This window comes from Actinacidiphila glaucinigra (assembly GCF_900188405.1).
Taxonomy (GTDB): domain Bacteria; phylum Actinomycetota; class Actinomycetes; order Streptomycetales; family Streptomycetaceae; genus Actinacidiphila; species Actinacidiphila glaucinigra.
Map to the genome: position 1 here is coordinate 414,594 of NZ_FZOF01000006.1, position 23,935 is coordinate 438,528.

Consider the following 23,935-nt stretch of genomic DNA (forward strand, 5'->3'; position numbering starts at 1 on the left):
CAACGCCAACGGACGGTTAACAACATGCCGCCGAATGAAGAATCGGCCGCCCGGGGCGACGGATTCACTAATCCGCCATCTTGCGTTCACCTCGGGGTGGGGGAGGCGTCAGGGCAGGGGACGAGCCGGCCCATAGGGTGCGCGACGTGGTTAAGCTCTCCGTCATCGTCCCGTTCTACAACGTGCAGGCATTCGCTCCTGACATGTTGCGGAGCCTCCGCGCGAATGCACGCGCGGATTTCGAGTTCATTCTCGTGAACGACTGCGCTACGGATGACACCCCGGGAATCCTCGAGCGCGCGCTGCCCGACCTGCCCGGGGCGATACTCGTCTCCCACGAGAGGAACGGCGGACTCGCCACCGCCCGCAACACCGGTATCGACGCCGCCCGGGGCGAGTACCTGACCTTCCTCGACGGCGACGACTGGCTGGCCGAGGGCTACCTGCCCCGCCTGCTGGAGGCGATCGAGACCCTCGGCACCGACTTCGTGCGCACCGACCACGTCGTCTCGCACGGGCGCAGGCGCACGGTCGCCCGGGTGCCGCACGGCCGCCGCGGGGTCGCCCTCGACCCACGCGAGGCGATCCTCCCCGCCGACCGCACGACCTCGGTGGACTACCCCTACGCCTGGGCCGGCATCTACCACCGGCGGCTGGTCGACGCGGGGCTGCTGCACTTCCCCGACGGACTGCGCACGGCCGAGGACCGGCCGTGGATCTGGCGGCTGCACCGCGAGGCGAAGTCCTTCGCGGTGGTGGGCCTGCTGGGCGTCTTCTACCGGCGCGGGGTGGCCACCTCGCTCACGCAGATCGGCGACGTCCGGCAGCTGGACTTCGTCCGCTCCTTCGACCAGGTCCTCGCCGAGACCGCGGCGGACCCCGACGCGGACCGCTTCCTTCCCAAGGCCGTGCGCACCTACTGCGCGGTGATCGCCCACCACCTGGGCGCCATGGGCCGCTACGAGCCCCAGGTCGCGCGCAGACTGAAGGCGATGAGCGCGGCCGCCCTGAAGCAGATGCCGCAGGAGATCCTGAACGAGGTGCTGGACTCGATGGACATGAAGCGCAGCGTGCTGCTGCGCCGGACGCGCAGGCGTCTTCGCGTCGCCGGGGCGGTGGCCGCCTGATGCCCCGCACCCAGGTGTTCCTGGCGTCGACGCTGTTCGGCGCCGCCACGGTGGCGGCCGCGCTGGACGCCGGGCTGTTCGCCCCGGCCGACCGCAGGCTGCTGCTGGTCAGCAACAACGCCCCCGTACCCGAGATCTCGCCGGCGCTGGACGCGGCACCGGGCTTCGGCGCCCTGCGCGGCCGCTTCGACCGGGTGCTCTCCTGGAACGACACGATCGCCCCGCTGCACCCGTCGGGCTGGTCGCCCCGCCCCGAGGACGTACCGCTGTGGGAGCGCCATCTGCGGCGTCTGTGGGGCCTGGGCGAGGACGAGGTCGAGCTGGTCGTCGAGTCGCTGCACGTCGAGCCGGCCCTGGCGCTGGTGAACGTCTTCCCCGGCGCGCCCGTCGAGGTGTACGCCGACGGGCTCATGGTCTACGGCCCGACCCGGGACCGGCTGGATTCGCTGGTCACGACCCGGGTCGACCGGGTGCTGCACCTGGACCTGGTCCCCGGGCTGCGGCCGCTGCTGCTGTCGGAGCACGACGTACCGGCCGGGCTCGTCCCCGCGGACGCCTTCACCGCGGTCCTCGCGGAGATCGCGGAGTACGACACGGCCCCGGCTCCGCTCCCCGAGGGCGGCGCACTGCTGCTCGGCCAGTACCTGTCGGCGCTGGACATCCTCACCGCCGCCGAGGAGGAGGAACTGCACGTCGGCATGGTGCGCGGCGCGGTCGCGGCGGGCCACCGGACGGTGGTCTTCAAGCCGCATCCGACGGCGCCCGCGCACTGGTCGCGGCGGCTGGAGCGGGAGGCGGAGGCGCTGGGCGCCGAGCTGACCGTGGCCGGGGCGTCGGAGCCGGCCGAGGTGCTCTTCCTGCGGGTCCGCCCGCGGCTGGTCGCCGGCTGCTTCTCCACCGCGCTGTTCACCGCGTCCGCCCTGTACGGGCTGCCGGTCGCGCGCGTCGGCACGGGACTGGTGCTGGAGCGGCTGTCGCCGTACCCGAACAGCAACCGCGTGCCCGTCACGATCGCCGACCGCCTCCTGCCGGACCTGGAGGACCTGCAGGCGACGCGGACCTGGCGGCCGCCGACGGCGGAGCAGGTCGCGCGCGACCTGACGCCGCTGCTGCGCGCCGTGGGCTACTGCATGCAGCCCCAGACGTACGCGCCCCTGCGGGACGACGCGGTCCGCTACCTGACGGACAACCTGGACGCCGGCACCTGGCGCTACTTCAGCCGGCGCCGGCTGGCGTCGCTGGCACTGCCCGGAGCGGTGCCCTCGCAACTGGCCTTCCTGCCGGACAACCCGGCCGTGCGCAGGGTCGCGCGGCGCATCAAGCGCGTCGCGTCCCGCCGCTGACCGCGGCGGTCGGGGACGGGCCGCCAGGGCCGGCGCTGAATGCCGCGCCGGCCCTCGGCGTGCCGACGACCGGAAATGACGAGCGTGTGGGCGACTACCGCGCGCCGTCCGGGGCGAGGGTCCCCTCGATGCCCGCGACGAGGATCCGCAGCCCGGTCTCGAAGCGCGCGTCGTAGTGGTCGAACATCTCCCGGCCGGCCTCGCCCACCAGCGGGAACTCCCCGCCGAGACGGGCCCGCCGCTCGTCGGTGTCGTAGCGCGGGTCGCGCCGGCCGGGCAGCTGCTGCACGGCCTGCTCCTCGATCACGAAGCCGATGGTGAAGGTGTACGCGGTGAACCACGCGTCGACGGCGTCCTCGACGCGGAACCCCTGCTCGACGAAGGCGCCCAGGTAGCGCTCCAGGGCGCCCGCGTGGCTGTCGTCGGTGAGGTGCGTACCGCTGAACACCTTGGCGCCGTCCCGGTAGGCCAGCAGGGCCCGACGGGTGCCGCGGCAGGCGGTGGCGATCCAGTCACGCCAGTCGGAGCCGGGGACCTCCTGGCCCATGCCGCCCTCCAGCATCTGCCGCAGCATACGGGTGGCCATGGCGTCGAGCAGGGCCTGCTTGTTGGCGAAGTGCCAGTACAGCGCCGGTGCCTGCACCTGGAGCTCCTTGGCGAGCCGGCGCAGGGTCAGCCCCTCGAGCCCCTCCTCGTTCAGCAGGCCGAGGGCGGTCTCCACCACCTTGTCGCGGTCCAGTCGCGTCGCTGCCACGTGCCCATCCTGTCGGTCAGCCGGTACCCCTTGACAATTTAACACCGTTAAGGGAACGCTCGAGGCATGGAACTTAACAGCGTTAAGGAAACGGGCGTCCTCATCGCCGGGGCCGGCCCCACCGGACTCGCCCTCGGCATCGACCTCGCCCGCCGCGGGGTGCCCGCGCTCGTCGTGGAGCGCTCCGACCGGTTGTTCCCCGGCTCGCGGGGCAAGGGGCTGCAACCCCGCTCGCTGGAGGTGCTGGACGACCTCGGCGTGATCGGGTCCGTCCTCGCGTCGGGCGGCCCCTACCCGCAGGGCCGCGTCTGGCAGGACGGCCGCCCGGTCCACGAGTGGGAGATGTTCGAGCGGGTGCCCGCCACCCCCGCCGCCCCCTACGGCGCGACGTGGATGGTCCCCCAGTGGCGCACCCAGGAGATCCTGTACGCGCGGCTGCGCGAACTGGGCGGCTCGGTCCGCTTCGGCGCCGGACTCACCGGTCTCACCCAGGACGCGGAGGACGTGACCGCGGAACTGGGCGACGGCACGACCGTGCGGGCGGCGTACCTGGTCGCCGCCGACGGCGGGCGCAGCGCCGTGCGCAGGGCCCTGGGCATCGCCATGCACGGCGAGACCGTCGACCCCGCCCCGATGCTCGTCGCCGACGTGCGGCTGACCGCCCTGGACCGCGAGCACACCCACGTGTGGCGGGGCCCGGACGACACCGGCGCCGTCGCCTTCCCGATGGGCGGCACGGAGCGGGACTTCCAGTTCGTCGCGACGTACCCGGCCGGCGCGGAGCGCCCTGACACCTCACCGGACGGCGTGCGCAAGGCCGTCGAGCGGCGTACCCACCTGTCGGCCGACGACGTGCTCGAAGTCATGTGGAGCTCCGACTTCCGGCCGCGTGCCGCCCTGGCCGAGCGCTTCCGGGAGGGCCGGGTCCTGCTCGCCGGGGACGCCGCCCACATCCACTCCCCCGCGGGCGGCCAGGGCCTCAACACCGGTATCCAGGACGCCTACAACCTCGGCTGGAAGCTCGGCCAGGTGCTGCGGCACGGCGCCGCGGCCGGGCTGCTGGACAGCTACGAGCAGGAGCGGCTGCCGGTCGCCGCCGACGTCCTCGGCATGAGCACCCACCTGCACCGCAGCACCATCAGCGCAGGCCGGCCGATGAGCCAGCGGAGCGCCGAGGTCCACCAGCTCGGTCTCGGCTACCGCGACGGCCCGCTCACCGCCGAGACCCGCGAGGGCCTCGCCGAGGACGCCCTGCGGGCCGGGGACCGCGCGCCCGACGCACCCCTCACCGGCGGCGGGCGGCTCTTCGACGTCCTGCGCGGCCCCCACTTCACGGTGCTGGCCGCCGGCGCCGAACCGCCCGCGGCGCTGCCCGGCTTCGCCCGCGCGCACCGCGCCGGGCCCGGGAGCGCGGTCCACCGCACCTGCGGCGAGGGCCTGTTCGTGATCCGCCCGGACGGCTACGTCGGCCTCGCCACGCACGACCCGGAGCGCGTCACCGCCTGGCTCGCCGGCTTCACCGGGTGACTCAGAACGCGTCCGAGGGGACGTACGTCCCCCAGACCTCGCGGAGCGCGCCGCAGACCTCGCCCACCGTCGCGCGGGCACGGAGGGCGTCCCTCATCGGGTACAGGACGTCCTCCGTGCCCTCGGCGGCCTTCCGCAGCGCGGACAACGCCGCTTCCACGGCGCGTCCGTCGCGCCCGGCCCGCAGCGCGGCCAGCCGCTCCACCTGCGCCGCCTCGATCGCCGGGTCGACGCGCAGCGGCTCGTAGCGCTCTTCGGCCTCCAGCCGGAAGCGGTTGACGCCGACGACCACCCGCTCCCCGGAGTCGGTCTCCCGGGCGATCCGGTACGCGTTGCGCTCGATCTCGCCTTTCTGGAAGCCGCTCTCGATCGCGCCCACCGCCCCGCCGTGCTCCTCCACCTTCGCCATCAGCTCCAGGGCGGCCGTCTCGAGCTCGTCGGTCATCGACTCCACGACGTAGGAGCCGGCGAAGGGGTCCACGGTCGCCGTCACGTCGGTCTCGTACGCCAGGACCTGCTGGGTGCGCAGCGCGAGCCGGGCGGACTTCTCGGTGGGGAGCGCGATCGCCTCGTCGAAGGAGTTGGTGTGCAGCGACTGCGTGCCGCCCAGCACCGCCGCCAGCCCCTGGACGGCGACCCGCACCAGGTTCACCTCCGGCTGCTGCGCGGTGAGCTGGACGCCCGCGGTCTGGGTGTGGAAGCGCAGCATCTGCGACCTGGGGTTCCGCGCCCCGAACTCCTCGCGCATCACACGGGCCCAGATGCGGCGGGCGGCACGGAACTTGGCGACCTCCTCCAGGAGGGTCGTGCGCGAGACGAAGAAGAAGGACAGCCGCGGCGCGAAGTCGTCGACGTCCATGCCCGCGGCGAGGGCGGTGCGGACGTACTCGATGCCGTCGGCGAGGGTGAAGGCGATCTCCTGCGCGGGCGAGGCGCCGGCCTCGGCCATGTGGTAGCCGGAGATGGAGATGGTGTTCCACCGCGGGATCTCCGCACGGCAGTAGCGGAAGAGGTCCGCGACGAGCCGCAGCGAGGGCTTGGGCGGGAAGATGTAGGTACCGCGGGCGATGTACTCCTTGAGCACGTCGTTCTGGATCGTGCCGGTGAGCCGGTCCGCGGGCACCCCCTGCTCCTCGCCGACCAGCTGGTACATCAGCAGCAGCAGGGCGGCGGGCGCGTTGATCGTCATCGAGGTGGAGACCCGGTCCAGCGGGATGCCGTCGAACAGCACCCGCATGTCCTCGACCGAGTCGACGGCCACGCCGACCTTGCCGACCTCGCCGTGGGCGAGGGGGGCGTCGCTGTCGTGGCCCATCTGGGTCGGCAGGTCGAAGGCGACGGACAGCCCGGTGGTGCCGTGGGCGATCAGCTGCCGGTAGCGGGCGTTGGACTCGGCGGCGGTGCCGAAGCCCGCGTACTGGCGCATCGTCCAGGGCCGGGTGGTGTACATCGTCGGGTGCACACCGCGGGTGTACGGGTAGCCGCCCGGCTCACCGAGCCGTGCGCCCGGGTCCCAGCCGTCCAGGGCGTCGGGGCCGTAGACGGGCTCGATCGGCAGACCGGATTCGGACTCGCGTGCCATGCGTCATGCCTCCAGCGGCTCGGCCCCCTTTCCTCAGTGTGCGGCGAACCGTGACCTGGCCCGTGCAACTACATGCCGGGGAAATCAGTCAAAGGGTGTACCGACTCACTCCAGGGGGACGCAGTGGCACTCATATCCGTCACAAGATCACGCGCGGCGGTCGCGGCCGCCGCGCTTCTCACCGGGGCCCTCCTCGCCGGCTGTACGGCCCAGGCGAGCGAGCCCACGGCCAGGGCCTCCGCGGCACAGGACACCTCCGGCTCCACGGCGAGCCCCTCCGCGAGCCCGAGCCCGACTCCGAGCGCGGCGCCGAGCAGCGGCTCCCCCTCGCCGACGGCCTCGCCGTCCGCCACCAAGAAGCCGAAGGCCGACCGCACCCCCCGGGCGGTCGTCGTCATCGCCCGGGGCAGCAACAGCGCCCGGGTGCGCGAGCTGCAGGCCCGGCTGAAGCAGCTCGGCCTCTTCGGCCAGAATCCCACCGGCTACTACGGCGACGTCACCGCCTCCGCGGTGCGCGCCTTCCAGACCCGCAACAAGCTGCCCGCCTCGGGCACCGTCACCGACAAGACCTGGGCGAAGCTGCGCTCGGTCACCCGGCAGCCCACGCACGACGCCATGTACCCGCCGACCGCCAACACGGTCGCGAAGCTCGACCCGCGCTGCATGACCGGCCGCGTGCTGTGCGTCAGCAAGACCAGCCGCACCCTGGCCTGGGTCGTGAACGGCAAGGTCGTCTCGGCGATGGACGTCCGGTTCGGCTCCCAGTACACGCCCACCCGCGAGGGCACCTTCAGCGTCTTCGCCAAGAGCCGGAACCACGTGTCGACGATCTACCACACGCCCATGCCGTACGCGATGTTCTTCAGCGGCGGCCAGGCGGTGCACTACTCCTCCGACTTCGCCGCCCGCGGCTACGCGGGGGCCTCGCACGGCTGCGTCAACGTGCGCGACCTCGGCAGGATCTCGGCGCTCTTCGACCAGGTGCGGGTCGGCGACAAGGTCGTCGTCTACTGGTGAGCCCGGGCCAGGAGCCCGTCCAGCGCCCGCCCGAAGAGCAACCGGCCGGCCCACGCGGTGGGCCGGTCGAACGCCCCCGGCAGCGGGCGCACCCGCAGGTCCTCGCGCCACACCACACGGGAGCCCCCGTCCTGCCGCGGCCACACCTCGATCTCGGCCCAGCCGAGCACGGTCCGGCCGCGCTTCTCCAGCCGGCACCGCCCGGGGCGGCCCGCGTCCGGCGGCTCCCAGCGCACGATCTCCATGGGGTCGTCGACGATCGCCCGCCCGAGGCCGGTGCGCGCCGTGAACGACCGCTCCCCCGTGACGACGGCGGTGGTGAACGGGACCAGCGCGGCGTGGCGTTCCCAGTCGGTGACCCGGCGCCAGGCCTCGGCGGCGGGGAGCGGGGAGTGCCGCTCGATCCGGAAGATCACGTCGTCGACCCTACGCCGCCGGTCCTGCGGCACCACGTGAGGACGCGGGCGGAGCGGGGGGAAAGCGCTCCGCCCACGTCCCTCGTTGGGGGCCCGATACGGGGGGACCGGGCGACCCCTCGACCGATGACCAGTCGGTCTACTGGTTAAAGCGCACGGGAGGCCGAAAGTGTCACACCCGCGGCGGCCGGGAGGTGTCAGTCGCCTCCGTGGCCGGGACGCGGTCCGGGCCGGCCCTCGGTCGGGACGACGGCACGGGGCGACGGGGCGGTACGGGAGGTCGGGACGGCACGCGGCGACGGGACGGCACGGGAGGTCGGGGCGGACGGGCCCGCCCGGAAGGCCGGTGCGCTCCCGGCGCTGCCGCGCGGGCCGTGGTCCCCGTGGCGGTGGTGTCCGCCGGAACGATTCTTCAGACGGCCGCGGCCGTCCTGGGCGTCGTCGCCCCGCTCGTTCCCCTTGCCGGCCTCGCCGGCCTCGCCCGCCTTGCCGGTCGTCCCCACGCGCCCGGGAGGAAGGCCGAGCACCCCGGCGCAGTAGCGGCGGACCTGGTGCCGTCCGCCGCCCGCCGCTTGCCGCAGCTGCTTGTAGGCCTGTTCGTCGGCGTTCTTGCGGTGCCGTCCCGCCGCGGCGTACGCACGGCACAGCACCTTGTGGTCCACGGCCGGCGGGGAGGGCGGCGTCCCGGCGGGCCCACCGGGGAGAACGGGCAGGACGGTGCCGTGGGTGGCGCCCGCACCGCCCGCCGGACGGTCGCGGCCCGGACCGGAGCCGGGACCGGGAGTGGTCGAGGCCGACGGGGCCGTACGGCCGGGGGACGGCGAACCGCTGTCCGAGGCCGCCGTGGCCGCGCCCTGGGTGTGGACCGGTGCCGGATCCGGCACGCCGTGGCCGAGCAGGGCGGGCAGCGCGCCGGCGGCGGCCGCCACACCCACCCCCGCCACCGCGGCGGTCGCGATCAACGTCCCCGTCAGCGATCCGGAGTGACGGGCCGTCCGGCTCCGTCCGCGCCGGGACACCGCGCCCGCGCCCGCACCGGGCGACCAGTCGTCGGCCGTGCCGGCGCGGACGTCCGCGGAGCCCGCGGCGAGCGCGTCGTCGCGCGCGGCGCGAAACGCGGCGACGGCCGCCTCCTCGCGTTCCGGGTCGACGGGCGCGGGAGCCGCGGCGGCGGCCAGCAGCCCCGCCAGGGCGGCGGCCCGCTCGTCGCGCCAGGTCCGCTCCGCGGGACCGTCACCGTGGGCACCCCGCAGCAACCGCTCGGCGGTGGCGTCGTCCAGCCAGTCGTGTCCTCGGTTATCGCTCATCTCATGTCCTCAAGCGTTCGGGGCGCCGAAAACGTCACACTCGACGACCCGCCGTCGGAATCCAGCAGTTCGGCGAGACGGCGCAGGCCTCGACTGGTGGCCATGCGCATCGCACCGGGCCTCTTGCCGACGACCTCGGCCGCCGACCGGGAGTCCAGGCCCATCACCACGCGCAGCAGCACGGCCTCGGCCTGGTCCTGGGGAAGGGCGGCGATGGCGGCCAGCGCGGCACCGGTGCCCACCGCGGCGACGGCCTCCTCGGCGGTGTCCGAGACGGCGGGCCGGTCGAGCAGTTCCTCCACCCCGGCGGCGGCGAGCGGCCGGCGGCCGACCGCCCGCAGGTGGTCCAGCGCCCGGTTGCGTGCGACACGGGCCGTCCAGCCGCGCACCGCGTCGCCGTCACCGCTGAAACCCGGCAGATCACGCGCTATCTGCAACCACGCCTCCGACGCCACGTCCTCGGCGTCCGCCGCGCCGACCAGTGAGCGTACGTACTGCAGCAGTTGCGGCTGCACCGCTCGGTACACGAACCGGAAGCCGTCCTCGTCCCCCTCTTGCGCCGCGCGTACCGCGGTCGCCAAATCCACGTTCGAGCCTCCCCCACGGAATCGCGCACCATACTGCCCCATCGTGGTCGCCCGCAGGGCCCCCGGGGGCGGCTACCGGCCGGTCACCAAGGGTCAGGACAGCAGCCGGGCGAGCCGCTTGAGGCCGCGGTACGCCGCCGTGCGGACCGCTCCCGCCCGCTTGCCCAGCACCCGGGCGGCGGACGCCGCGTCGAGCCCGACGACGACGCGCAGCAGGACCGCCTCCGCCTGGTCGGGCGGCAGCGAGGCGATCAGGGAGAGCGCGCGTTCGGTGGCGAGCGCCTCCAGCGCGCGGTCGGCGGTGTCCCCGGCCGCGGGGAGGTCCAGCAGTTCGGCGTCCAGCGGGTGGGCGCGCGGCCTGGCGTCCTGGCGCCGCAGGTGGTCCAGGGCGCGGTGCCGGGCTATGGTCGCCGCCCAGCCCCGGAACCCCGCCCCGTCGCCGCGGAACCGGCCGAGGTCGCGGGCGATTTCGAGCCAGGCCTCGGAGGTGACGTCCTCCGCGTCGTCGCCGACGAGGCCGCGCACATAACCGAACAGCAGCGGCTGGAGAAGCCGGTACACCACCGCGAAGGCGTCCTCGTCCCCGCCCTGGGCGCGCCCCACCGCGGCCCCGAGCTCCATGTCGCGGTCGGTCCGCGGATCGTGGCGCCCCCCGTTGCTGGCCACACCGTCCTCTCGACTCGCCGGCGTCCTGCACAGCGTGGATTCGCACTGAATCGTCACACCTGTCGGGCCGCCCTGGCGATGGGTGTGACATTTTCGGCCTCGTAGACGCTTTAACAATCAGAAGCGGCCGGAGACGCTCCTGTGGGGGGAGGCGGACTTCGGCCGCTTCACCTGAGTGCGCCCCATGCGGCCGCTCAGCCCGCCCTGTCGGCGAGGGCGGTGAAGTCCTGCCAGCTCAGGACCGGCTGCCCGGGGTCCCAGAGCTTCTGGGTCAGCGCGCGCAGCGGCATCCGGATACCGGCCGCGACCTCGTCCTCGGTCTGGGCGTCCGCCCGGTCGCACCAGACGGCCAGCCGCGCGCCGAGGATGCGGTCGGGTCCCGCGAACTCCGCCGGCACGGCGTCGTCCCGGTAGACGACGGCCGGGGTCCACTCCTCGTAGATGCGCCGTCCGCTGGGGTAGGGGAAGTTCTCCGGGGCGCCGAGGACGTAGTAGAGGTACCAGGAGTTGAGGTTGACCAGCTGCCGGCCCTCGCGCAGGTACTCCTCGGGCAGCCGTCCGCGCAGTTTGTTGCTGGACCAGTAGGCCACCACCCGGTCCGGGTCCGCGGCGACCCGGGCGCCGCCGGAGAAGCCGTCGTTCCAGGCCTCGACCCGTTTGCCGAGCGACCGCAGCGTGGCGGCGCGGTCGTTGAGCCAGCCGGCCGCCGCGTCGGCCACGCCCGCGTCCGGGCCGTACCGCTCGCGCGCGTACGCGGTGATCTGCGGGAAGGACGCCTCCGGGTCGCCCGCCACGAGCGGTCCGTACTCGTCCCCGCCGATGTGCCAGTAGGTACCGGGGAAGAGCGGCGCGTACTCCTCGATCAGGTCGTCGACGACGTCCGCCGCGCCGGGCCGGGAGATGTCGAGCGCCCCGCGCACCGGCGTGCCGTCCGCGGAACGCAGCTGGAGGTCCGGGTGGGCGTCGAGCACCGCGCCCATGTGGCCGGGGCTGTCGATCTCGGGGACGACGGTGATGTGCCGCTGCGCGGCGAGGTCGACCACGGCGCGGATGTCCTCCTTGGACAGGTGCCGGGCCGAGACGATCTCGGGGTGGCTGTCGCTCTGCACGCGGAAGCCCTGGTCGTCGCTGAGGTGGAGGTGGAGCTGGTTGTACTTCAGGTCACCCAGCTCGCGGACCCTGGCCTCCAGCCACTCACGGGTGAAGTACTTGCGGCCGATGTCGATCATCAGCCCGCGCTCCCCGCGGTCCGGGCGGTCCTCGACGGTGCCGGCCGGCACCCGTCCGGTCGAACGGACCGCCTGCAGGAGGGTGCGGGTGCCGTAGAAGATCCCGGTGTCGGTGCCGGCGCGTACTGTCACCCCGTCGGCCGACGTTGTCATCTCGTACGACTCCGGTCCCGAATTACTCCGTTCGAGTGAAAGTGAGATGTCCCCCGGCCTGGCCGGCCCACTGGCGTACGGCCGTCGGAGCTCCTCCGCGAGCAGCCGCGCCTCGTCCTCCACGGCGCTCCCGGCGGGCGCCACCACCCGCGAGCCGGGTCCCGGCACGAAGGCCGGCGCACCGGTGGCGGGGACGAAGGAACGGACGGCGGGGATCGACGGGAACCCGGCGGACGTGCCCGCATCCCCTGCCTGCGGGGCGCGGGCGGCGGTCGTCGCCGCCGGTGCGGCGAGCGCCGGACCGGCCCCGAGCACAGCGGTCAGTACGGCCGTCGCCGCGTACGCCGACGCACGTTTCGCCCGCATCTGCCACATGATCCGAATTTATGCCCGCTATGCGAATCTCGCCGCGCGGACCAGGAGAAGACGTGCACTTTCGTTCCCGTACGAGTGAAATTCGTGCATCCGTCGGACAGGGCCGAACATAGGCCGATACGGTGGTCGTCACTCGTCGTCCCACTGTGGTTCACGCCGCGCAGCCGCCCAGCGGTTCCCCCCACCGCCACCGTTCCCTCCCAGGAGCCCACCGCTGTCCAGCGACACTCCCGCCGTCCCGCCGCGGGCACCGGCTCACCTCCCCGCGCAGTCGCGCGGCCGGGTGCCCCGGCCTGCCCCGGTGGCCCGCCCCGGCCTCCCCCACGGCCTGCGGCGGCTCAACGAGGCCTCGCCCGGGGCGGCCGAGTCCGTCCTGCTGACCTGCTGCGGCAGCCTGCGCTGGGCCCGCCGGGTCGCCGCGCACCGCCCCTACCCCGACCTGGACGCGCTGCTGGCCGCCGCCGACGAGGCCGCCTACGACCTCGCACCCGCCGACCTCGCCGAGGCCCTCGCCGCCGAGGCGTCGGGCGCCCCGCCGGACGCCGCCCCCACCCGCGGCAGCCTCGCCGCGCACACGGCGCTGCGCGCCGCGCAGGCCGCGTACGAGGCGCGCTTCGGCCATGTCTTCGTGCTGTCCCTCACCGGGGTGCACCCCGGTGAGTCCCTCGACCGGATGCTGGCGTCACTCCGTCAGCGGCTCGGCAACGAACCGGACGAGGAGCGGGTCACGGCCGCCGAGGAACTGCGCCGGGTGACCCGGTCCCGCCTGACGCGGCTGGCCCTCGGGGACGCACTCGGCGGCACGGGGGTTCCCGGCCCGTACACCCACACGTGCGGGATCGATCACACCTGAAGGACCCGGCAGGACGTAGCCGACAAGCCGTCGCTACGATGGCCAGGGCCGGTGGACCGTACCCGGCCGGGCCGACCGACCAACGAAGCCGGCAGGCCCCACATCCGCTCCCGGAGGGTTTTTTCCGTGCCGGCTGGAACGTTGTACCGCGGCCGGGAAGGCATGTGGTCATGGGTGGCTCATCGAGTCTCCGGTGTCCTCATCTTCTTCTTCCTGTTCGTCCATGTCCTCGACACCGCACTGGTGCGTGTCTCCCCCGAGGACTACGACAAGGTCGTCAACACCTACAAGCACCCCATCGTCAGCCTGCTCGAGTACGGGCTGGTCGCGGCGGTGCTCTTCCACGCTCTGAACGGCCTGCGCGTCATCGCCGTCGACTTCTGGTCCAAGGGCCCCAAGTACCAGAAGCAGATGCTGTGGACCGTCGTCGGGATCTGGGTCGTGCTGATGATCGGGGCCATCTACCCCGTCCTCGGCCACGCCGCACGAGTGCTGTTCGGGAGCTGAGCGAAGTCATGTCCGCAACCGACCACGTGGAGCTCAGCTCCTCCAGCGCCGCCTACGGCCCCGACAACCCGGCCCCGGTCATCGAGCCGCCGCGCGCCCGGACCAAGCGCACCCCGCGCAGCACCCGGACCAACTTCGAGATGTACGGCTGGCTCTTCATGCGCCTGTCCGGCATCGTCCTGGTCGTCCTGGTCATCGGTCACCTGCTGATCCAGCTCGTCCTCGACGGGGGCGTGACCAAGGTCGGCTTCGCCTTCGTCGCCGGCCGCTGGGCCTCGCCGTTCTGGCAGACCTGGGACCTGATCATGCTGTGGCTGGCCATGCTGCACGGCGGCAACGGCCTGCGCACCGTGATCAACGACTACGCGGAGCGGGACAACACCCGGTTCTGGCTGAAGATGGTGCTCTACACCGCGACCGCGTTCACCATCATCCTCGGCACGCTGGTGATCTTCACCTTCGACCCGAACATCCGCTAGCCAGGGCTGGACAGGGAAGCGACCCCTCATGCAGATCCACAAGTACGACACCGTCATCGTCGGCGCGGGCGGCGCCGGCATGCGCGCCGCCATCGAGGCGACGAAGCGCAGCCGCACCGCCGTGCTGACGAAGCTCTACCCCACCCGCTCCCACACCGGCGCCGCCCAGGGCGGCATGGCCGCGGCCCTCGCGAACGTCGAGGACGACAACTGGGAGTGGCACACCTTCGACACGATCAAGGGCGGTGACTACCTGGTCGACCAGGACGCCGCCGAGATCCTGGCGAAGGAGGCCATCGACGCGGTCCTCGACCTCGAGAAGATGGGCCTGCCCTTCAACCGCACCCCCGAGGGCCGGATCGACCAGCGCCGCTTCGGCGGCCACTCCCGCAACCACGGCGAGGCCCCGGTCCGCCGCGCCTGCTACGCGGCCGACCGCACCGGCCACATGATCCTCCAGACGCTGTACCAGAACTGCGTCAAGGAGGGTGTGGAGTTCTTCAACGAGTTCTACGTCCTCGACCAGATCCTCGTCGAGGAGGACGGCGTCAAGAAGTCCGCCGGCGTGGTCGCGTACGAACTGGCCACCGGCGAGATCCACGTCTTCCAGGCGAAGGCCGTGGTGTACGCCTCCGGCGGCACCGGCAAGTTCTTCAAGGTCACCTCCAACGCGCACACCCTCACCGGTGACGGCCAGGCCGCCGTCTACCGCCGCGGTCTGCCGCTGGAGGACATGGAGTTCTTCCAGTTCCACCCGACCGGCATCTGGCGCATGGGCATCCTGCTGACGGAGGGCGCCCGCGGTGAGGGCGGCATCCTCCGCAACAAGGACGGCGAGCGCTTCATGGAGAAGTACGCGCCGGTCATGAAGGACCTCGCCTCGCGTGACGTCGTCTCCCGGGCGATCTACACCGAGATCCGCGAGGGCCGCGGCTGCGGGCCCGAGGGCGACCACGTCTACCTCGACCTGACCCACCTGCCGCCGGAGCAGCTCGACGCCAAGCTCCCGGACATCACCGAGTTCGCGCGGACCTACCTCGGCATCGAGCCCTACACGGACCCGATCCCGATCCAGCCGACCGCGCACTACGCCATGGGCGGCATCCCCACCAACGTCGAGGGTGAGGTCCTGTCGGACAACACCACCGTCGTCCCGGGCCTGTACGCCGCCGGCGAGGTCGCCTGCGTCTCCGTGCACGGCGCCAACCGCCTCGGCACCAACTCGCTGCTGGACATCAACGTCTTCGGCCGCCGGGCCGGCATCGCCGCCGCCGAGTACTCGGCGGACCACGACTACGCCGAGCTCCCCGAGGCCCCGGCCCAGTTCGTGGTCGACCAGGTCGAGCGGCTCCGCGCCTCCACCGGCAACGAGCGGGTCGCGCAGCTGCGCAAGGAGCTGCAGGAGACCATGGACGCCAACGTCATGGTGTTCCGCACCGAGCAGACCATCAAGACCGCCGTCGAGAAGATCGGCGAGCTGCGCGCCCGGTACCGGAACGTGTCGGTCCAGGACAAGGGCAAGCGGTTCAACACCGACCTGCTCGAGGCCATCGAGCTCGGCAACCTGCTCGACCTCGCCGAGGTCATGGCGGTCTCGGCCCTGGCCCGCAAGGAGTCCCGCGGCGGCCACTACCGCGAGGACTACCCGAACCGCGACGACGTCAACTTCATGCGGCACACGATGGCGTACCGCGAAGTGGGTGCCGACGGCGCCGAGTCGATCCGACTCGACTACAAGCCGGTCGTGCAGACCCGCTACCAGCCGATGGAGCGTAAGTACTGATGAGCACCGCGACCCTCGACAAGGTCGAGGCCGAGGCCCAGGCCTCGCCCTACATCACGGTCACCTTCCGGATCCGCCGGTTCAACCCGGAGATCTCGGACGAGGCCACCTGGCAGGACTTCGAGCTGGAGATCGACCCCAAGGAGCGGGTCCTCGACGGTCTCCACAAGATCAAGTGGGACATGGACGGAACGCTGACGTTCCGTCGCTCCTGCGCCCACGGCATCTGCGGCTCCGACGCCATGCGCATCAACGGCCGCAACCGGCTGGCCTGCAAGACCCTGATCAAGGACATCAACCCGGACAAGCCCATCACCGTCGAGCCCATCAAGGGCCTGACGGTGCTGAAGGACCTGGTCGTCGACATGGACCCGTTCTTCCAGGCCTACCGGGACGTGATGCCCTTCCTGATCACCAAGGGCAACGAGCCGACGCGTGAGCGCCTGCAGTCCGCCGAGGACCGCGCGCGCTTCGACGACACCACCAAGTGCATCCTGTGCGCCGCGTGCACGTCGTCCTGCCCGGTCTTCTGGAACGACGGCCAGTACTTCGGCCCGGCGGCCATCGTCAACGCGCACCGCTTCATCTTCGACTCGCGTGACGAGGGTGGCGAGCAGCGGCTCGAGGTGCTCAACGACAAGGACGGCGTGTGGCGCTGCCGCACCACGTTCAACTGCACCGACGCCTGCCCGCGTGGCATCGAGGTCACCAAGGCCATCCAGGAGGTGAAGCGCGCGCTCATCACGCGTCGCTTCTGATCCCCTCCGCCGAGGCTCTCCCGAGGGCCCCGCACCCGGTCTCCACCGGGCGCGGGGCCCTCGGGCGTTCACGGGGTCAGGGCACGGTGGATCTGCCTGCGGGTGACCGTGTGGTCGACGCGCCCCGCGAGCCTGCGCAGCTCGTCCCGGCCGGCGCCGCCGTCCAGCCGGGCCAGGGCCCGTATGCCGGCTCCGGCGACGACGGTCTTGACCGGGGGGCGTTCGACGAGGGCACCCAGGACGCGGACCGTCTCCGGGTGGGAAGGCGCGGCGGGGGACGACAGCAGCCAGGCCAGGCCCCGGACGGCCGGGAGGTTCCAGGGGTCGTGGGCGCCCGCCTCGGCGCCGCCGCCGTGGGTGGCGAGGGCGAGCCAGGAGGTGGCGGTGCGGCGTACGGTCTCGGAGCCGACGCCGTCGAGCACCGCGGCGGCCGCCCGGTCCCAGCGGGCGCCGGGGCTCGGCCCCGCGGCGCGCAGATGCGGGATCAGCCGCCGCCAGGGGTCGCCGAGTTCCGGCAGCTCGGCCAGGACGCGGTCGGACCAGGGCTCACCGGGGTTGAGGGGCGGCTCGGGGAGGCGGTCCAGCAGGAGTCCCGCCCAGCCGAGGCCGTGGTGCGCGCACCGGCGGATCATCCCCACGGCCTCCGCCGACAGAGGACGTCCCGCGTCGAGCAGCGCCTCGGCGACGACGGGCATTTCGTCGCCGTAGTTGAACCAGTACGACCGGCGGGCGATGCCCTCCAGCATGTCGTGCCAGCCGCCGCACCACGCGTCGTGCACGAAGCCCCGGGACACCGCGGCCAGCAGCACCATGACCCGCTCGTACCGGTCGTGCGTGGAGCCGGGCGCGTCGGCACGCTCGACGAGCAGCCTCGCGAGGGCCACACGTCGTTCGCGGGGCATCGCCCTCAGCCGGGACACCGCTGCGTGGCCCTCACACTCGGCCGCCGACAGCAGGTGCCCCGCCAGCTCGGTCACGTCCCCCTTCGCCGCGAGCCGGGCGATGAGGTCGATGCGGCCCGGGTCCTCCCAGGGCGAGCAATCCGGGGTCCGCACACGTCTCACAGCCGGCTCACGATCGTCGGGTCGGTGATCTCCGTGTCGCGGGCGAGGAGCAGCGCCTTGGCGAGGATCACCGGCAGCATGGGGTCGCCCTCGAAGGGCAGGGGGCCCGGGACCGCGCCGGCGGTCGCGGGCGGGACGACGCACAGATGGCGGTCGTCCGGGGACATCAGGACGTCGCCGGAGCCCAGATGGATCCGGTAGGTGTGCCGGTCGCCGCGGACGCGCAGGAAGCGGCCCTCCACGGCGCAGCGGCCGGCGATGGCCAGACGCGGCACGAGGCGGGACACCACCTCGCGGCGGGTCTCGGCGCAGGGGGTCAGTTCGCCGGAGACGCAGGACGCCCAGTAGGCGCGGAAGCGGCCGTCGGGGCCGCCGTCCTGCCAGGTGGGGTCGTTGCCGATGCCGGCGGCGCCGACGAAGAGGTCGGCGTCGCGCAGCACTTCGCTGAGGACGAGCGGCGGGACGTCGGCGAGCGGGAGCGGGTCGGCCCGCCTGCCGGAGGCGGGGGCGTCCAGCGGGAGGAAGCGCACCTGGTCCGTGCCGATGAGCGCGGGGCCACCGGGGCAGTCCCCGGCCAAGTCCCCGTCCCCCTCCACGCCCTGGATCGGCAGCTCCGCGAGCAGCCCCCACCGCGGGAGTTCGCGCGTGGCGTGCGGGAAGGTGTCCTCGCCGGGCAGGCGCGGGCGGTACCGCCAGCCGCGGGCGGCGGCCAGTGCGGCGAACGGGTGCTGCCGCAGGACGTGGGGGGTGGCGAAAAGGCGTGCGGCGTCGGCGGGGCCGTACACCTCGCGGTGGGCCTGCCGGAAGGGCTGTGTGACACCGTGCCGTTCCAGCCACTCCCGCCAGGCCGTGATCTCCGCGCGCTCGCGCCCCAGCGGGTGCCACAGCGCGACGGACCGGCCGCCGCCGACCGGGACCGGCTCGCCGTCGAGGGCGCGCAGGCCGCCTTCGGCCCAGCCGCAGGCGACCCCGTCGACCGTCCACAGCAGGCGCCGCGCGAGGGTGCCGAGCAGCGGGTGGTCCGCGAGTCCCCGCCGCCAGACGGCGTACGGCAGGGCGCGCCGCTCCGGGAACTGCCGGTCCAGCCGGCCGGCCTGCGCCGCCAGTGTCCGGTCGATGTCCCTGACGGCCGTCCTGAGCCGCGTCAACTCCCCCGCGTGGTCGCGCCGCACGACGGCCGGGGCGCCCTTCAGGGCCTTGCCCGTCGCGTTCCGCCACCCCAGCACGGCCCGCCCGTCCCGGATCCCCAGCTCCGCGGTGACCCCGCCCAGCCGCTGCGCCACCCCGAGCCCGTACCCGGGCACGGCCGGCCCCTCGACGTCCCCCCACGCGATCACGCTCACCGTCCACCCCCATGCGGCGACCCCACGTCCCCCATCTCCGCCGAGCGTAGGACCGCCCTCTGACAACGCACCGCGCTTCCCCCGTTCGGCGCAGGCACCCCGGGTGCGCTGGGCCGACCGGCGTCCACGACGGCGGCCCCGGTTCGGTTGCGGGGGGTCGCAGCTTGTACCGTCCCCCCATGGCCGCGACACCCCCCACACCGCCGCGACGTGCCGTCCTCGGGCTCGGCGTGGCTGCCGCGCTGCTTCCCGCCGGGAAGGCGGTCGCGGCCGGCAGATCCGTGGTCGGGGGCGCGCGGCTGGGACGGCACGGCGTGCAGGTGGCCGTGGGCGCGCCGAGGCTGCCGGAGACGAACTCCCTGTCGTGGATCGTGGCGGACGCCGACTCCGGTGAGGTGCTGGCGTCGTACAACGCGCACCGGCGGCTGCCGCCGGCGAGCACGCTCAAGATGCTGTTCGCGGACACGCTGCTGCCCCGCTTCGAGCGGCGGGCGCGGCACCAGGTGACGCACGCGGACCTGGCGGACATAGGAGCCGGGAGCAGTCTGGTCGGGATCGAGGCCGGCATCACCTACACGGTCGAGCAGCTCTGGCTCGGGGTGTTCCTGCGGTCGGGGAACGACGCGGTGCACGTGCTGTGCTCGATGAACGGCGGCATGGAGAAGACCGTCCGGGACATGCGGGCGCGGGCGCGCGAGCTGCAGGCGAACGACACGCACGTCGTGAGCCCGGACGGCTACGACACGCCCGGTCAGCTGTCCTCGGCGTACGACCTGACGCTCTTCGCCCGGGCGGGGCTGCGCAACCCGGACTTCCGCCACTACTGCCGCACGCAGGTCGCGCGCTTCCCCGGGGAGAAGGGCGAGACCTTCGAGATCCAGAACACCAACCGGCTGCTCGGCGACTACGACGGCATGATCGGGGTGAAGAACGGCTACACCACCAACGCCGGGAACACCTTCACCGGCGCGGCGGAGCGCGACGGGCGGACGCTGCTGGTGACCGTGATGCACCCGGAGTCGGGGTACGACGAGGTGTACCAGGAGGCAGCCGACCTGCTGGACTGGGGCTTCGACGCGGTGGGCCGCGTCGAGCCGGTCGGGGAGCTGGTGCCGACGCTGAGCCAGGAGCGCGCGATGGCCGGCGGCCCGCCCGGCGACAGCCCCGGTCCACAGCCGGCGGCGGCCGACGGGTCCAAGGGGTCCTCGTGGATCGGCCCGGCCGTGGAGACCGTCCTGGTGGCGGCCGTCGCGGCGTTCGTCCTGGCGATCAGGCGCCGCCCGCTGCCGCAGCGCGCGGCGGCGGCCCGTGGGGACGCACGGCGGCGCGGGCGCGGCTCGAGCCGCGCCCGCTGAGTTCGCCGCCCCACGGCCGGGGCACGCGGCTCACCGGGCGGGAGTCCCGTAGGCGGCGACGGCCGGTGCCGGCAACCGAGCGAGCGCCGCGGCGGCGGCGTCTGCGGGAACGCTCCGGCGCCTCATGGCGGTCCTCGTGCTCCCCCGGCACCTTTTCGCTCCGGTCGGCGCGTGGGAGGAGCGGTGCGGAATCACGCTGTGGCCCGAGACCCGGGACTACGCCTACGCTATCGCGCCGGACTTCCTGACTCTGGAGAAGATATGCACGCATTAACCTTGCTCATGGCAGCCTGCATATTCGTGTTCGGATCGATCCTCGTCCGCTTGACGGCGATGGAGGTACTCAGGAGGAGAGCCGTCTCCCGCAACGGGGTCGCGGTCGAAGGCGAGTGCGTGGACCGTACGTGGAGCCAACATGGCGGGCCTCACTACGTCTTGACCTACACGACACTCGAAGGAAGGACCTTTCGCGCGACCTTTTCGAGCATTGCGCTCCCTCCCGGCTTCACCAGCGAGTCGACCGCGACCATAATCTACGACCCGGCGGATCCCGGTACGTCAATGACGGCCTTCGCCCTGCACAAAGCGATCTGGAGAAGTCCGGGCGACGTGTACGCCGCTCTGGGTGGCGCGGCCCTGTGCTGCATCGCCGCATGGATGGCCATGGAGAGCATCTGACCCGGCCGGACCCCACGCCGGGAACCCGGGTGCGCGGCCGCGCGGCGGCACGGGCCGTCAGTTGCGGGCGACCCAGACCTGGTTGAGCTGCTCCTGGTAGTAGAACGAGGTCAGCCCGAACGCGGGCGCCAGCAGCAGTCCCTTGAGGCCGGAGACCGTGTCGTGGAGGCCCGCGCGGCGCTGGGCGCGGGCGATGCGGCAGCCGGTGTTGTAGAGGGAGACGACGGCGGGCACGAGCAGCAGCGCGCCGAGGCTGACGGCGAGCACGGCGAGGGCGGGGCGGACCTTGATGCCGGGGTCGAACTCCCGCAGTTCCTTGTTGGCCCGGTAGTACCAGACGAGCCAGTACACGCCGAAGGTCAGCGGCCCCAGCAGCCAGACGGCCTCGGGGCGGCGCATGTCGCCGGACGGCGTGGCGAGCCCCACGCCCCCGGAGACGGGGAAACCCGGGAAGGGCCCCCGCGGGTGGGGCAGGGTCCGGTAGCGGTCCTCGTTGAACATGCTGCCCCCAGGTCGTGCCTTCGGCAGTGACGGAGCGGTTGCGTGCCGAAGAGAAGGTAAAGCTACTCGGCGGTTCGGCAGCCTGTCAGCGGGGAACGCTCACAAATTTCGCACAGGATGTCGGATCTTCCCGGATCCTGTGTTCAGTCGCCCTCGGCCACCACCATGACGCGTCGCAGCAGGTCGGCGAGGTACCGGCGTTCGTCGGCGTCGAGGGCGCCGAGCAACCGGTACTCCTCGTGGCCCAGCACGTCCATGGCGCCGAGCCAGGTGGCGCGGCCGGCGTCGGTGAGCTCGACGTCGATGCGCCGGCGGTCGGCGGTGGAGTGGGTGCGCCGGACGTGGCCGCGGGCCTCCAGCGCGTCGAGGCGCCCGGTGACGGAGGCGGGGGCCAGGTCGAGGTCGGCGGCGAGTTCGGACGGGGCGGCGCGGCCGCCGCGCCCGGCGAGGGCGTGCAGGGTGTCGAACTCGTGGCGCTGCAGGCCGAAGTCGACCAGCGACTGCTCGCGGACCTTGCGCAGATGGCTGGTGACGAGCTTCATGCGGGTGACAGCGCCCTCGACGTCCGGGTCGAGGTCCGGCAGCACGGGCAGCCAGCGTTCCACGTGTCCGTCGGTCCAGTCCCGTTCCACCGCGGTGTCCTCGGTGTCGGCGTCGGCATCGGCTTCCATGGCCCGAATCCTATGGCGGAATATATTTCGGTGGCGAATGGTTCGGCACCGAAATACATTGCGGTGCCATGACGCCCACACACCCCCTCCGGCTCCGCGGCTTCCGGCTGCTGTTCGCCGGGCGCACGCTGTCCCTGCTCGGCGACGGGGTCGTACCCGCCGCACTGGTCATCGCCGTCACCCGGGCGACCGGCGACGTCTCGGCCCTCGCCCTCGTCCTGGCCTGCGCGATGGTGCCGAAGCTGCTGCTGCTCCCGCTCGGCGGGGTGGTGGCCGACCGCTTCGACGCCCGGCGCGTGGCGGTCGCCGCGGATCTCGTACGCTGCGCCGCCCAGCTCTTCGTCGGGCTCGAACTGCTCGGCGGCGACCCGTCGCTGGCCCCCATCGCGCTCGCCGAGGCGGTGGGCGGCACCGCCTCCGCCTTCGCGATGCCGACCCAGTCGCCGCTGGTCGCCGGCACCGTCACCGACGGGGCGGCGAGGCAGCGGGCCAACTCCCTGATGGGGGTCGCGAACAGCGCGACCCGGCTGTGCGGCCCGGCCCTCGCCGCCGCGCTGATCTGGGCCGCCGGCCCCGGCCTCGCCTTCGTGCTGGACGCCGCTTCCTTCGCGGTGAGCGCCGCCCTGCTGGCGGTGCTGCGGGTCGAGCGGACTCCGCTGCCGCGCGCGTCAATGCTCGCCGACCTCAAGGAGGGCTGGACCGAGGTCCGTTCGCGCGACTGGTACTGGACGAGTCTGGTCGCGCACGCCGCCTGGAACGGTGCCGCAGCGGTCCTGACCACCCTCGGCCCGGCCGTGGCGATCCACCGGCTCGGCGGCGAGGGCGTGTGGTTCTGGGTGCTGGAGGCCGGGGCGATCGGTCTCGTCCTCGGCTCCCTGCTGGCCGCACGGGCCCGGCCGCGCCGCCCCGTACTGGTCGCCAACCTGGGCCTGGCGACGTACGCGCTGCCGCTGGCACTGCTGGCCCTGGCCGCCCCGGCCCCGCTGCTCATCGTGGCGTACGGGCTGGCGCTGGCGGCGCTCGGCTACCTCACCCCGGTCTGGGAGACGGTCGTCCAGCAGCAGGTGCCGCCGCAGGCGCTGGCCCGGGTCACCTCGTACGACTGGCTGCTGTCGCTCGCCGCGATGCCCGCGGGCTACGCGCTGGCCCCGCTCGCCACCGGCCTGTGGGGCCCGGGGCTCCCGTTGGCGGTGTCGGCGGCGCTGGTGGCGGTCGCCTGCCTGGCGACCGCGGCGGTACCGGGGGTGCGGGCGATCGGCGTGGTCCGCACGGAGCCCGCCGTGCCGGTCCCGGCCGGCGGCGGGGCCGCGAAGGGCTGACGACGGCGCGACGGCGCACCGGTCTCCACGGCCCCCGCGAGGGACCGCACTTCTCGCTTGAACATGTTCAAAAACAGGTCTACAGTCATCGTCAACGGGTTTTGAACACGTTCGAAAAGGGTGGGACCCATGGACCTCACGGTCGTCGCATACGTCATCTACCTGCTCGTCAGCGTCGCGCTGACGGTGTGGGTGGCCCGGACCCTCAGCCGGGCCGGCAAGGTCTTCCTCGAAGACGTGCTCCACGGCAACGAGAAGCTGGCCGACGCCGTCAACCACCTCCTGGTGGTCGGCTTCTACCTCGTGAACCTCGGCTTCGTGGCGCTGTACCTGAAGAACGCGGACCGGGTCGGGAACGCCCGCGAGCTCTTCGAGGCGCTGTCGGTCAAGCTCGGTGTCGTCCTGCTCGTCCTCGGGGTGCTGCACCTGTGCAACGTCTACGTCCTCAACAAGATCCGCCGCCGGGGCGTCATGGACCGCGAGCAGGTCCCGCCCGTCCGCCCGCAGGGCTGGACCGCCCCCGCGCGGCCCGGGGCGTGAC

The 23,935-nt window shown here is 73.1% G+C and carries 24 protein-coding genes; 13 read left to right on the forward strand and 11 right to left on the reverse strand.

The genetic code is table 11. The features are described from left to right. Positions 1-146: 146 nt before the first annotated feature. Positions 147-1,127, forward strand: coding sequence for a glycosyltransferase family 2 protein (locus tag CHF15_RS15515; protein WP_089224462.1), 981 nt, complete (start codon positions 147-149; stop codon positions 1,125-1,127). Next, complete coding sequence (locus tag CHF15_RS15520; RefSeq protein WP_089224355.1) at positions 1,127-2,470, forward strand: polysialyltransferase family glycosyltransferase; 1,344 nt, start codon at positions 1,127-1,129, stop codon at positions 2,468-2,470. Before CHF15_RS15515 ends, CHF15_RS15520 begins: the two co-directional genes overlap by 1 nt. Positions 2,471-2,564: 94 nt before the next feature. On the opposite strand, the gene CHF15_RS15525 is transcribed toward CHF15_RS15520, so the two are convergent. Beyond that, complete coding sequence (locus CHF15_RS15525; RefSeq protein WP_089224356.1) at positions 2,565-3,224, reverse strand: TetR/AcrR family transcriptional regulator C-terminal domain-containing protein; 660 nt, start codon at positions 3,222-3,224, stop codon at positions 2,565-2,567. A gap of 66 nt (positions 3,225-3,290) precedes the next feature. On the opposite strand from CHF15_RS15525, the gene CHF15_RS15530 reads away from it, so the two are divergent. Next, positions 3,291-4,751 carry an FAD-dependent monooxygenase gene (locus CHF15_RS15530; RefSeq protein ID WP_089224357.1) on the forward strand — a complete coding sequence of 487 codons (1,461 nt, stop codon included), beginning with the start codon at positions 3,291-3,293 and terminating at the stop codon, positions 4,749-4,751. Position 4,752: 1 nt separating this feature from the next. Here CHF15_RS15530 and CHF15_RS15535 read toward each other — a convergent pair whose 3' ends face one another. Beyond that, positions 4,753-6,333, reverse strand: coding sequence for an acyl-CoA mutase large subunit family protein (locus CHF15_RS15535; RefSeq protein ID WP_089224358.1), 1,581 nt, complete (start codon positions 6,331-6,333; stop codon positions 4,753-4,755). Between the two features lie 123 nt (positions 6,334-6,456). Between CHF15_RS15535 and CHF15_RS15540 the strand changes: the two genes are divergently transcribed. Next, positions 6,457-7,350, forward strand: coding sequence for a L,D-transpeptidase family protein (locus CHF15_RS15540; protein ID WP_089224359.1), 894 nt, complete (start codon positions 6,457-6,459; stop codon positions 7,348-7,350). On the opposite strand, the gene CHF15_RS15545 is transcribed toward CHF15_RS15540, so the two are convergent. From CHF15_RS15545 to CHF15_RS15565, 5 genes are all read right to left on the reverse strand, one after another. Beyond that, positions 7,341-7,766 carry an SRPBCC family protein gene (locus tag CHF15_RS15545; RefSeq protein ID WP_089224463.1) on the reverse strand — a complete coding sequence of 142 codons (426 nt, stop codon included), beginning with the start codon at positions 7,764-7,766 and terminating at the stop codon, positions 7,341-7,343. The genes CHF15_RS15540 and CHF15_RS15545 overlap by 10 nt on opposite strands. Positions 7,767-7,963: 197 nt before the next feature. Next, complete coding sequence (locus CHF15_RS15550; RefSeq protein WP_089224360.1) at positions 7,964-9,073, reverse strand: hypothetical protein; 1,110 nt, start codon at positions 9,071-9,073, stop codon at positions 7,964-7,966. Beyond that, positions 9,070-9,702, reverse strand: coding sequence for an RNA polymerase sigma factor (locus tag CHF15_RS15555; RefSeq protein ID WP_245938838.1), 633 nt, complete (start codon positions 9,700-9,702; stop codon positions 9,070-9,072). Before CHF15_RS15555 ends, CHF15_RS15550 begins: the two co-directional genes overlap by 4 nt. A gap of 51 nt (positions 9,703-9,753) precedes the next feature. Further along, entirely contained in the window at positions 9,754-10,281 is a 528-nt protein-coding gene (locus CHF15_RS15560; protein WP_089224464.1) for an RNA polymerase sigma factor, read from the reverse strand. Between the two features lie 239 nt (positions 10,282-10,520). Continuing rightward, on the reverse strand, positions 10,521-12,074 hold the full coding sequence (locus tag CHF15_RS15565; protein WP_089224465.1) for a family 20 glycosylhydrolase: 1,554 nt from the start codon (positions 12,072-12,074) through the stop codon (positions 10,521-10,523). 310 nt (positions 12,075-12,384) lie between these two features. Between CHF15_RS15565 and CHF15_RS15570 the strand changes: the two genes are divergently transcribed. The 5 genes from CHF15_RS15570 (at position 12,385) to CHF15_RS15590 (ending at position 16,463) form a co-directional block, all read left to right on the forward strand. Then, positions 12,385-12,936, forward strand: coding sequence for a 2-oxo-4-hydroxy-4-carboxy-5-ureidoimidazoline decarboxylase (locus tag CHF15_RS15570; protein ID WP_245938839.1), 552 nt, complete (start codon positions 12,385-12,387; stop codon positions 12,934-12,936). Between the two features lie 126 nt (positions 12,937-13,062). Beyond that, positions 13,063-13,443, forward strand: coding sequence for a succinate dehydrogenase, cytochrome b556 subunit (gene sdhC, locus CHF15_RS15575; protein WP_089224363.1), 381 nt, complete (start codon positions 13,063-13,065; stop codon positions 13,441-13,443). A gap of 8 nt (positions 13,444-13,451) precedes the next feature. Beyond that, the gene (locus CHF15_RS15580; RefSeq protein ID WP_089224364.1) at positions 13,452-13,922 is read left to right on the forward strand and encodes a succinate dehydrogenase hydrophobic membrane anchor subunit; all 471 of its coding nucleotides are present in this window, start codon (positions 13,452-13,454) and stop codon (positions 13,920-13,922) included. Positions 13,923-13,950: 28 nt separating this feature from the next. Next, entirely contained in the window at positions 13,951-15,705 is a 1,755-nt protein-coding gene (sdhA, locus tag CHF15_RS15585; RefSeq protein WP_089224365.1) for a succinate dehydrogenase flavoprotein subunit, read from the forward strand. After that, entirely contained in the window at positions 15,705-16,463 is a 759-nt protein-coding gene (locus CHF15_RS15590; protein WP_018561261.1) for a succinate dehydrogenase iron-sulfur subunit, read from the forward strand. The genes sdhA and CHF15_RS15590 overlap by 1 nt, the downstream gene beginning before the upstream one ends. A 68-nt stretch (positions 16,464-16,531) precedes the next feature. Here the strand turns inward: CHF15_RS15590 and CHF15_RS15595 are convergent, their stop codons facing one another. Both CHF15_RS15595 and CHF15_RS46400 read right to left on the reverse strand, forming a co-directional pair. After that, positions 16,532-17,527: a hypothetical protein gene (locus CHF15_RS15595; protein ID WP_143681572.1), complete on the reverse strand. Its 996-nt coding sequence runs from the start codon at positions 17,525-17,527 to the stop codon at positions 16,532-16,534. Continuing rightward, positions 17,524-18,870, reverse strand: a complete 1,347-nt coding sequence (locus CHF15_RS46400; protein WP_265737397.1) for a DUF4132 domain-containing protein — start codon at positions 18,868-18,870, stop codon at positions 17,524-17,526. The genes CHF15_RS15595 and CHF15_RS46400 overlap by 4 nt, the downstream gene beginning before the upstream one ends. Positions 18,871-19,049: 179 nt before the next feature. Between CHF15_RS46400 and CHF15_RS15605 the strand changes: the two genes are divergently transcribed. Together CHF15_RS15605 and CHF15_RS15610 are read left to right on the forward strand one after the other, a co-directional pair. After that, positions 19,050-20,225, forward strand: coding sequence for a D-alanyl-D-alanine carboxypeptidase family protein (locus CHF15_RS15605; RefSeq protein ID WP_245938841.1), 1,176 nt, complete (start codon positions 19,050-19,052; stop codon positions 20,223-20,225). Between the two features lie 261 nt (positions 20,226-20,486). Beyond that, the gene (locus tag CHF15_RS15610) at positions 20,487-20,903 is read left to right on the forward strand and encodes a DUF3592 domain-containing protein (RefSeq protein WP_143681573.1); all 417 of its coding nucleotides are present in this window, start codon (positions 20,487-20,489) and stop codon (positions 20,901-20,903) included. A 57-nt stretch (positions 20,904-20,960) separates the two neighbouring features. Here CHF15_RS15610 and CHF15_RS15615 read toward each other — a convergent pair whose 3' ends face one another. After that, positions 20,961-21,404, reverse strand: a complete 444-nt coding sequence (locus tag CHF15_RS15615) for a DUF4234 domain-containing protein (RefSeq protein ID WP_089224369.1) — start codon at positions 21,402-21,404, stop codon at positions 20,961-20,963. Between the two features lie 143 nt (positions 21,405-21,547). Then, the gene (locus tag CHF15_RS15620; RefSeq protein ID WP_089224370.1) at positions 21,548-22,075 is read right to left on the reverse strand and encodes a MarR family winged helix-turn-helix transcriptional regulator; all 528 of its coding nucleotides are present in this window, start codon (positions 22,073-22,075) and stop codon (positions 21,548-21,550) included. A 68-nt stretch (positions 22,076-22,143) separates the two neighbouring features. Here CHF15_RS15620 and CHF15_RS15625 point away from each other — a divergent pair, with 68 nt between their 5' ends. Together CHF15_RS15625 and CHF15_RS15630 are read left to right on the forward strand one after the other, a co-directional pair. Next, positions 22,144-23,394 carry an MFS transporter gene (locus CHF15_RS15625; protein ID WP_089224371.1) on the forward strand — a complete coding sequence of 417 codons (1,251 nt, stop codon included), beginning with the start codon at positions 22,144-22,146 and terminating at the stop codon, positions 23,392-23,394. Positions 23,395-23,523: 129 nt separating this feature from the next. Next, positions 23,524-23,934 (forward strand): hypothetical protein, encoded by a 411-nt coding sequence (locus CHF15_RS15630; protein WP_089224372.1) that lies wholly within the window; start codon positions 23,524-23,526, stop codon positions 23,932-23,934. Position 23,935 lies beyond the last annotated feature (1 nt).